The 8,608-nt window shown below is 50.8% G+C and carries 7 protein-coding genes and 1 tRNA gene; all 8 read right to left on the bottom strand.

Going from position 1 to position 8,608, the window contains the following annotated elements; genetic code table 11:
* Window positions 1-517: 517 nt before the first annotated feature.
* Window positions 518-1,567, bottom strand: coding sequence for a flavodoxin-dependent (E)-4-hydroxy-3-methylbut-2-enyl-diphosphate synthase (ispG, locus tag FP827_05510; GenBank protein ID MBA3052529.1), 1,050 nt, complete (start codon window positions 1,565-1,567; stop codon window positions 518-520).
* 15 nt (window positions 1,568-1,582) lie between these two features.
* On the bottom strand, window positions 1,583-2,449 hold the full coding sequence (locus FP827_05505) for an SPFH/Band 7/PHB domain protein (GenBank protein ID MBA3052528.1): 867 nt from the start codon (window positions 2,447-2,449) through the stop codon (window positions 1,583-1,585).
* Window positions 2,450-2,564: 115 nt separating this feature from the next.
* Entirely contained in the window at window positions 2,565-5,285 is a 2,721-nt protein-coding gene (locus FP827_05500; GenBank protein ID MBA3052527.1) for a pyruvate, phosphate dikinase, read from the bottom strand.
* Window positions 5,286-5,338: 53 nt separating this feature from the next.
* Complete coding sequence (locus FP827_05495; protein MBA3052526.1) at window positions 5,339-6,208, bottom strand: hypothetical protein; 870 nt, start codon at window positions 6,206-6,208, stop codon at window positions 5,339-5,341.
* A 12-nt stretch (window positions 6,209-6,220) separates the two neighbouring features.
* Window positions 6,221-7,306 carry a bifunctional oligoribonuclease/PAP phosphatase NrnA gene (locus FP827_05490; GenBank protein MBA3052525.1) on the bottom strand — a complete coding sequence of 362 codons (1,086 nt, stop codon included), beginning with the start codon at window positions 7,304-7,306 and terminating at the stop codon, window positions 6,221-6,223.
* On the bottom strand, window positions 7,192-8,208 hold the full coding sequence (locus tag FP827_05485) for an undecaprenyl/decaprenyl-phosphate alpha-N-acetylglucosaminyl 1-phosphate transferase (GenBank protein ID MBA3052524.1): 1,017 nt from the start codon (window positions 8,206-8,208) through the stop codon (window positions 7,192-7,194). The genes FP827_05490 and FP827_05485 overlap by 115 nt, the downstream gene beginning before the upstream one ends.
* Before the next feature lie 52 nt (window positions 8,209-8,260).
* Window positions 8,261-8,334: transfer RNA gene (locus FP827_05480), tRNA-His, on the bottom strand.
* 11 nt (window positions 8,335-8,345) lie between these two features.
* On the bottom strand, window positions 8,346-8,507 hold the full coding sequence (locus tag FP827_05475; GenBank protein MBA3052523.1) for an HNH endonuclease: 162 nt from the start codon (window positions 8,505-8,507) through the stop codon (window positions 8,346-8,348).
* Window positions 8,508-8,608 lie beyond the last annotated feature (101 nt).

Genomic DNA, 8,608 nt, shown 5'->3' with positions numbered 1-8,608 from the left:
CCGAGGGAAATAATAAAACATGCGCCGAAAAAAAATACTCTGGCGGAATAAGAGAACAGCACAGAAACGCTATTTCCCTCTACTTCCATGCTTTTGTGTCGATATTTTATTTTCATTGAAGCAAGAGCGAATAGATTCTTTCACCTTCTTCAATAAATTCATTCAAACACTTAGCGACGCTTAAATACCCCGGAATAAATAATACGAATTTATCGGAAGAAACAAGCACAACGCTTTGATTTATCGCCGCCAGCATTGGCAATGTCATAGTAAGATATGTGCCCTCGCTGTCGTTATAGTGCACCCAGCCGCGAAGACGCTGCAAAACGAGAAAATATCAATAATATTTCTGTTCATGCTCTTGGTATTATTCTAACTTAATTAGCGCTTTCCTACAAATTTAAGAGAAGAGTGAATACGGCGTAAAGCAATGCGGAAGCGCTATTCCGGCTGTTCTGTCAGTTGCCCTATTGTTCTATTCTGGGGTCAGGTCTTGACATTAGACATCCGGCTCTGGTTAGACAAGATTTTTTTTGATTTGCTTCGTAATAAATTTCACAGCCGCGCTCCGGATCAGCGTTTTAACGATTTTGCCTTTTTCAAAGTAAACGGCCTTCTGCCCGGCGAAAGCGATACCCAGATCGGCGTTCCTGGCCTCGCCCGGGCCGTTCACCTCACAGCCCATGACGGCCACATTAAGTGTCTTTGCTGCGGCTGTGTCCGCATCCGGAAAGCCTTTCATGATATCGTCCAGAATGGTTCTCAGATTGACCCCGCATCTCCCGCAGGTCGGACAAGCTATGAAATTGATTTTCCTTTTAATTAAACCTATATCGGATAAAATTGAATAAGCCACTTTAACTTCTTCCACGGGGTCGGAAAGCAGAGAAACCCTTATCGTGTCGCCTATTCCCTCCCTCAGAAGTATGCCCAGAGCCATGGCGCTTTTGATGATGCCGGAGCTCCTGGGGCCGGTCGCGGTCACGCCCATGTGGAGCGGATACGCGAGCCTGTCCAGAATGCGGTTGACCTCGATCGTCGTTTCAACATCTTCGGCTTTCGCGGATACGACAATATTGTAAAAACCGGCTTTTTCAAGGACGGAGACCTCCTTTTTCACGGCCGCGGCCAGTTTACGGGCTTTCACCTTCGGAGAATCGCCTTTGTTGAGCGTTTTTACGGAACCGCTGTTAGCACCCACCCTTATGGGAATGCCTCTTTCGCGGCAGACGGCGGCCACTTCCCGCACCTTGCTGACGGAGCCTATGTTTGAGGGATTTATCCTGATCTTGTCTATTCCCGATGCCGCCGCTGTGACGGCGAGTTCCCAGTCAAAATGAATGTCGGCCACGAGGGGGACTTTGACTTTTTTCCTCAATCCGCCCAGATGTGAAGCCTCAAAAGCGTTGGGCACGGCTATCCTCACAATCCGGCAGCCGGCCTCCGCCATTGAATTTATCCACAAGGCCGTTTTCCCGTCCGAGGGCGCCGTTTTAACCATGCCCTGCACGACGACGGGCTTTCCCCCGCCCATGACGATATCACCGACTTTAACCGCCTTTTTCATTTGATTAACCGGCGGCTATTTTCCGGCCGCCGCCTTATGCGTTAACGGCAGCACGCCGGCCAGCTCGCCTATAACATTAACCAGTTCGCTGTTTTCCGGCACCACTATTTTGGCATTGTCTTTCAAAGATGTCTCAACGGTCTGTAATTTCCTCAAAAGCTGGGCGTTGCCAACGAAATATTTGTTCGCGGCTTCATTGACAAGCTGTATCGCCTCGGCTTCGCCCTGAGCCTGAAGGATTCTTGACTGCCTTACGCCTTCGGCCTCTTTTATCTTTGATCTTTTCTGCCCGTCAGCCACGGTTTCAGCGGCGGTGGCGTAATCTATCGCGGCTATCTTCTCGTTTTCCGCTTTTACAACCTTATTCATTGTCTCCTGCACATCTTTCGGGGGGTCTATCTCTTTTAATTCCGTTCTGACGATTTCAATTCCCCAGCTGCCTGTCTCATCACGCAATGTGTTATGCAGTTCCGAGTTGATCTTCCCTCTTTCGCTATTTGCGGATTTGAGTGTCAGAGTCCCTATTATGTTTCTCAGAGTTGTCCGTGCCAGATTGACGATCTGCCATTGGTAGTCATTAACATTATACTGGGAATTTTTTATATCCACCTCGCTATCTTTGACTTTGAAATAGACCTGCGCGTCAACTCTGGCATTGAGATTATCGTTAGTGATGATCTCCTGCGGCTCAGCGTCGATCATCTGCTCCGTGATATTCACTTTGACCATAGAGTCAACTATCGGAATTATCCAGTGAAACCCGGGATTGCAAAAACGGTTATATTTTCCCAGCCGTTCAATAAGACCCCGTTGTGTAGGCCTGATGATCCTTATGCCCCACAAAAAAATAAAAAAAGCGCATACCAGGTAAAAGTAATTCATAACCGCCCTCCCTTACTTTTCAACTAACCGCCTGAACAAAGAATTCCGAAAAAATCTTTAATTGCCGTTAAAGCCAAACCGACAGTAGGCAATAATATTTTTTCGCGGGAATAAATTATTTTTTTTCTTCCAGAACTGCCTGGGCCGCAGCAAGACGGGCCAGCGGCACCCTGTAGGGCGAACAGGAGACATAATCCATTCCCGCCCTGTGGCAGAACTTGACCGAATCCGGATCGCCGCCGTGCTCGCCGCAGATGCCTATCTCAAGCTTTTTGTTGGAAGCTCTTCCCAGGTCAACGGCTATCTTTATTATCCTGCCCACGCCGTCCTGGTCGAGCGAGGCGAAGGGGTCCTTGGCGTAGATCTTCTTCTCGACATAATCGCCGAGGAATTTTCCCGCGTCGTCCCTTGAAAAACCGCAGGTCATCTGCGTAAGGTCGTTCGTCCCGAATGAGAAGAATTCCGCTTCTTTCGCGACATCGTCAGCGGTCAGAGCCGCGCGCGGCACCTCTATCATCGTGCCTATCATATACTCGAGCTTGACGCCCTTCTCTTTTATCGTCTCATCGGCGACTTTTTTGATAACGTCTCTCTGATTCACGTATTCCTTGACGTGGCCTATCAGCGGCACCATTATCTCGGGAATGACTTTTATCCCCTTTTTCTGCATATTGCAGGCGGCTTCTATGATGGCCTTTGTCTGCATCACCGTTATTTCCGGATATGTTATTCCCAGACGGCATCCCCTGTGTCCGAGCATGGGATTGAACTCGTGGAGAGCGTCAACTTTCTGTTTCACCACTTCCGCGGAAATGCCCATTACATCGGCCATTTCCTTCTGGTCTTTGGCCTCGTGCGGGAGGAACTCGTGGAGCGGCGGATCCAGCAGCCTGATGATGACAGGCAGACCGTTCATCACCTCAAAAATACCCTCGAAGTCCTCTCTCTGCATGGGAAGGAGTTTTTCCAGAGCCTTTTCTCTTCCCGCGACATCGTCGGCAAGGATCATCTCCCTCACGGCGAGTATCCTGTCGCCGCCGAAGAACATGTGCTCCGTGCGGGTGAGGCCGATACCCTCGGCGCCGAAAGCTATGGCCACGGCGGAATCGGCGGGCGTGTCGGCATTCGTCCGCACACCCATCTTCTTCACATCGTCGGCCCACTTCAGCAATTTGTCAAACATCTCAGCCGCCGGGACCTCTTTTACGGTCTTTGTTTTCTTGATGAACACCTGCACGACTTCCGAAGGATTGACCGGGATCTGTCCCTCATATATCTCGCCTGTCGAGCCGTTTATAGATATGAAGTCGCCTTCTTTTATTGTTTTTCCTCCGGCTTTCATCTGCCTGTCCTTGTAGGATATCTGAAGAGCCCCGCAACCTGCGACGCAGGGTTTACCCATGCCGCGGGCCACAACGGCCGCGTGAGAGGTCATACCGCCGCGGGCGGTAAGAATGCCCTGCGCCGTGACCATGCCGCCTATGTCCTCGGGGGAAGTCTCTATCCTGACAAGAATGCTCTTCGGATATTTTCCTGCGTCGTCAGCGAAGAACACAACCTGTCCTGTCGCCGCGCCGGGAGAAGCGTTAAGGCCCTTGGCGAGGTTCCTGCCGGCCTCTTTGGCTTTAGCGGTGTCCTTGGAATCAAAAATCGGCGCCAGGAGCTGTTCCAGTCCGTAGGGGTCAACTCTTCTGAGCGCTTCATTTTTGTCTATGAGGCCTTCCTCTTCCATCTCAAAAGCTATACGCACCGACGCGAAACCGGTTCTTTTCCCTGTCCTCGTCTGAAGAATATACAGGCGCTTATTCTGTATGGTGAATTCCATATCCTGCATCTCTCTGTAATGTTTTTCCAGCATCTGATATATGTCCACCAGTTCTTTATAAGCTTCGGGGAACATTTCTTCGAGAGACACCTGAGAATCTTCGGTCTTGGCGGCTTTGTTGATGGGCTGCGGCGTTCTTGTGCCGGCGACGACATCTTCGCCCTGGGCGTTGACAAGATATTCTCCGAAAAATCTTCTCTCTCCCGTGGCGGGATCTCTTGTAAAAGAGACGCCCGTGGCCGAATCATCACCCATGTTCCCGTAAACCATCGTCTGGACATTCACCGCGGTGCCCCATTCGTCGGGTATGCCGTTGAGCTGTCTGTATTTGTTCGCCCTTTCATTGTGCCACGACGAGAAAACGGCCTTAATGGACTCTTCCAGCTGCACCATGGGCTCGGCGGGAAAATTCCTGCCCGTTTTTTCTTTCACAAGTTTTTTGTATTCACTGACGAGCTGTTTGAGGTCTTCCACGGAGAGATCCGTGTCACTGGCGGCGCCTTTTTCTTTTTTTATCTTCGCCAGTATCACCTCAAAAGGGTCTTCCTCTTCCTTTGACGGACGGACGTCCATAACAACATCTCCGAACATCTGTATGAAGCGCCTGTAACAGTCCCACGCGAAACGCGGGTTGCCGCTCATTTTGGCGAGACCCTCGACGGACTCGTCATTCAAACCGAGATTGAGAACCGTGTCCATCATCCCCGGCATTGAAACCCGGGCGCCGCTGCGGACAGACACCAGAAGAGGTTTGTCTTTATCTCCCAAGACAAGGCCCTGGTCTTTCTCCACGAGCTTCAGGTTCTTCACAACCTCATCCATCAGGCCCTTGGGCACGCCGTGCTCTTTGTAATATTCAAGACAGGTGTGCGTCGTTATTGTGAATCCCGGAGGAACAGGCACGCCTATTTTCGCCATTTCGGCAAGGTTCGCCCCTTTGCCCCCAAGATCATTTTTCATCTTTGCGTTACCCTCGGCGTTTTTGCCGATGAAGTGATACACTCTTTTCATTTTAAAAACCTCCTGCTATATGTCAAAACCATAATCTCAAAACCGTTCCCAAATTAACAAATACGCCGATTTTTTGCAATTTCAATGTCTTTTTTTATACGCGATATCAAAGCCCCGCGCGAGGCGAACTTCTTAGCTTTTCTGATAAAACGCCCGAACTCGACCGTGAATTTAGAGCATCCATCCGCGCGCGCAGCGTCGCCGGCGGAGAGGATGTGAAACTCAAAGACTTTTTTTATGCCGAAAGTCGGGGCGCCGCCCGAATTGACCACGGCCCTGAAACGGCCCGCCCTGCATATCACTTCCGCCGCGAAAACACCCTCCGGCACAGCCTTGTGCTTTTCAGCAACGAGATTTACAGTCGGGAAACCCAGCGTGCGCGCTATTCCGAGGCCCTTCACCTTTCTGCCGCTGATCCTGTAAGGCCGTCCCATGAGCGCGGCGGCCCGGGAGGTCTTTGACTGCGCGATGAGTTCCTTTATCAGCGTCGTGGATATCTTCATGCCGCCGCGGGCTTTGGTCTTCACCACCTTCACCTCGAGACCCAGATCCTGCTCCCATTTTTTCAGCGACGCCACGGTGCCTTCCTTCTTCCTGCCGAACACGAAATCTTCACCTATGACAAGGCGCCGTACATTATATTTTTTGATGAGAACATCTTCCAGAAAAGCCCGCGCGCTCATCTTCCAGTATTTTTCTATTTTGAGCATCACGGGTTCAAGCCCCATCCCCGCGAGGACAGTCTTTCGCTCGGCGGCGCTGGTGACGATGTTTCCCGCCTTGTTGGGATTCCTGAAAAACACAAACACTTTTTTTGTGCCGGGACATTTCAGAAGTTCTTTGAGGACAGCCCTGTGGCCGGCGTGTATGCCGTCGTAGATACCTATGGAAGCGGAAATAGTTTTTTGGACTCGGTGTCTCACCTGTCTATGCGCTTATTTTCCCGCTCTGACGTAAGCGGCAAAATCACGCGTGATCGTCGCTCTGAGCTTGTCGTAATCTCCGCTGACCGTCACGCCGCTGGCGAGCTTGTGGCCGCCGCCGCCGAATTTTTTGGCGAAAGGCAGGATATTTTTTCCGAGCGACCTGAAATTAATGTGTATCTTTTTGTCCTCGCCTTCCCTGATGTAACAGGCCGCCTCGACGCCGTCCAGGTCCCGGGCGTAATTGATAAAATCCTTCGTGTCGTTATAAACCGCGCCGCAGCGCTCGAGCATTTTTCTGTCCGTGTGCATACAGGCGACCGAGCCCTTGAGTATTTCTATTGTTCCGAGAGTCTCGGCGAGCAGTTTTATCCTCGCGGGTTTCTGAGAACCGTAGATGTGATTGTATATTTTGCTTATATCGGCGCCGGAGCGCACAAGTTTCGAGGCTATCTCCAGACATTCCGGAGTCGTGTTTTTCTGGGAGAATCTGCCCGTATCGGTGACAATGCCCGTTAAAAGAGCGGCGGCCTCGTTTTTGAGCAAAGGCAGCCGCTTCAGGACAAAGAACTGATATATTATCTCCGCCACCGACGAGACGCCCGGATCGACTATGTTATAATCCCCGTAATTCCTGTTGTCGGGATGATGGTCTATGTTGAAAACCTCAAGAGCGCCCAGCTCATCCTTTGTAAAGGTGAAACCGCTCCTCTCAGGAAGACAGCATTCAAGGAAGATTATGGCGTCACGGCCCGTCAGTGACGGGCGTTCAGGCCTTTTTATTCCCGTAAGGCCCAGAAAAGCCAGCTCGCGCGGAATGTCGCCGCTCTGACAAACGGTAGTCCTTATGCCCAGTCGCCGCAGAAAAGAGGCCAGCGCCTGGCCCGATCCTATGGAATCCCCGTCGGGGCCGGCATGTCCGGTTATAAGCACATTTTTCAGCGTGCCCAGAGCCGCGGCGGTTTCAGTTATTGACCTGTCCATCAGAAGTCCTCCACATCTATAACCGAAAGCCATCCGGCCAGATATATACCGGCGCAAAAACCCGCGCCGCAAAGAACAAAAGCCCATTTCATCGGAACCATCGTCAAGAGCCATGCGAGGCTTCCCATAACCGCGCCCGTGACCGTGACCCTGAACAATATCTGTTTTCTGCTGAAACCGAGCTCCAGCATCCTGAGGGCGAAATGGTCTTTTGATCCCCTGAACGGAGAAAGCCCGCGCCTCGCGCGGTGCATCATAACGAATATAACATCAAAAAGAGGAATACCGAGGATGATAAGCGGCGCGAAAACGCCTATGGGATTCACGGCGGAATACTTCGCTCCGAGAGAGATGGCGGCCATTATAAAACCCAGCGTCAGGCTTCCCGTATCCCCCATGAATATCCTGGCGGGCGGGAAATTAAAAATGAGAAAACCCGCCGCGGCGCCGAAGGCCGCCACGGATGCGAAATTAACATATATCTGTTCGCTGGGCAGTGACACCATGAAAAAAAAGAAAGCGCACATCATGAGAGCCGAGGCGCTGAGGCCGTCCATGACATCTATTATGTTGAAACTGTTTGTGATAGCCAGTATCCAGAGCATGGAGAAAAAATAGTTCAAAAGCGGGTTATCGAACAGTTGTATTGCTATATCGTAGTGGAAGAGGACGGAGGCGGCGATCAGCTGTATAAAAAATTTCAGTTTGTAATCCAGCGGCGCTATATCGTCGGACAAACCCAGCAGGAAGATTATGCCCGCGCCCAGGAAAATGCCCCTGAGCGTGTAAAGGGTGCCTGTGGGGAAATTGCTTATAAAGCGTATCGCCGTCAGAGAGAGTATAATACCCGCGAAAATAGCCGCGCCGCCCAGATAAGGCACCGCGGAAAGATGAGTCTTCACCGCCGTGGTGGGCCTGTCCATCACGTTTAATCTTTTAGCCAGACGCATGCACAGCGGCATAAGCGCCGCCGAGACGGCAAACGATACGATGAGTGTGATAATATAATAAATCATTTTTTTAACTTTGCCCCGGCCGAAGCCGGAAAAAGGGTGACAGTCCCTTTTTTGGGGTGGCTAACGGGAGTCGAACCCGCGCTGAGAGAACCACAATCTCTAGTGCTGCCATTACACCATAGCCACCATTGCGCATATTAAACTAAATGTATAAGACAATGGCAATTCCTGCACAACCATTGCAAATTATCATTTTTGTTATTTTTCCTATTTCCGTCTTTATGATGCACGGCCAGAACTCTTTTATCTTTATTACCGCACATCTCACATTTCTCGGGTTTTCCCGCTTTTTTCAGCAATTTCCGGTAAACCGTCTGTCCGCATAATCACCAAGACTGGATTTGGACTCACTGCTGAACTGACCAAGTGTAAACTCCGTCACCTTATCAAAATCAAATGT

The sequence above is a fragment of the Candidatus Omnitrophota bacterium genome, from assembly GCA_013791745.1.
In the GTDB taxonomy this organism is placed as follows: Bacteria; CG03; CG03; order CG03; family CG03; genus CG03.
The sequence above is the reverse complement of the archived record's forward strand: the minus strand, read 5'-3'. Positions and strand labels throughout refer to the sequence as shown.